This is a genomic window from Oleiphilus sp. HI0043, assembly GCF_001634935.1.
The window spans coordinates 1-1,390 of sequence record NZ_LWEY01000044.1; the positions used below are offsets into that span (position 1 = coordinate 1).

Consider the following 1,390-nt stretch of genomic DNA (forward strand, 5'->3'; position numbering starts at 1 on the left):
ACGTATATCTATGTCTACAACAGCTATTATAGATATAAAGGGCGAATTTTAAGTAGCCAGAACCATTGCCAAACGATGGTTGATAAGTTGGCAGCATCGGGCCAATACACATCGGCTAAAACAGCAGGCTTCAAGAAGAGCAGTAACTCCTGGAAAAGTTTGTTTGGCAACTCTAGTGGTGCGCAATGGGTCAGCGGGGGCTGGCAAAACTCGAATGTTATCGAGTGTAAAGACGACCGTGGCGAACACGGGAAAAACGGTACCACCGGCAACACTTATGCTCGCAACAATAATTCCATGTGGACGAGTAACAAATCAAAAGAAGTTAGTTGGGGAGGTTACAGAACATACGACTTCTTTTCAGCAAACTATCAAAACTGGTACAAGTACTACCGAGAGCCGGTTTCACAGTCTCGAATATCGATCATGAAGAACGTTATTACCAACCTCGTTAATAGTACCTCCGGTATCAATATTGGCTTAATGAGTTTCAATACTGACCAAGGCGGTAAACAAGGCGGGCGCGTAACAACTCCGATCGGCTACATCGAGGACAATCGTACCGCCTTTAACGCGGATTTAAAGAGCTTATCTCCTGATACATGGACTCCGCTTTCAGAAACCTTATTTGAAGCCTCTCGTTACTATTCAGGTGGCAGTGTATTCTTGGGCAGGGGCAGTGTCGCAGCGTCGAAAGACCCAAGCAGCTCTAGTAAATACAACAGTCCAATCTCTGATGAATGCCAACCCAATAACGTTGTCTTACTTACCGATGGTGAGCCTACCTATGACGCTTATAATTCAGGTTATAGTGACTCCAATGATACTGCATCACGCTCTGTAATACAGAAGACTGTTGGCTCATGTTCCGGCAACTGCCTAGATGAAATATCTCGTTATATGAACGAAAACGATATTAGCAACGAGTACGACGGCGAACAAACAGTGACGACCTATACGATTGGTTTTGAGCTGGACGATGATCTATTACGTCGTACCGCAGAAGGTACCGACTCACACGCCGGTGGTGGCGGTAAGTATTATACTGCCAACGATACCACCGAGTTAGAAAGTGCGATTAAGCAGATTTTCTCTAGCCTTAAGGATATTAGCACCTCCTTTGTTTCTCCTGGCGTCGCTGTGAACACCTTTAACCGCCTTAACCATCGTGATGAGTTATATTTCTCGGTATTCAAACCTGAAAGCGGCCCACGCTGGACAGGGAACTTGAAACGCTACCGGCTGGGTTCTGACGGTATTGTCTATGACCTAAAAGATCGCGCCGCGATTGATGAAGAAACAGGTTTTTTTAAAGGTCGTAGCAATACAGAAACCGACCCCGGTGCATGGAGCTGGTGGTCAAAAGAGATCGATGCAAACGATATTCAAC

Annotated in this window: 1 protein-coding gene; it reads left to right on the top strand. The window is 45.6% G+C overall.

Annotation, left to right across the window (positions count from 1 at the left end; all coding sequences use genetic code 11):
* Positions 1–75 precede the first annotated feature (75 nt).
* The coding region (locus A3729_RS01155; protein WP_197475464.1) for a hypothetical protein at positions 76–1,390 on the top strand (1,315 nt) is incomplete at its 3' end.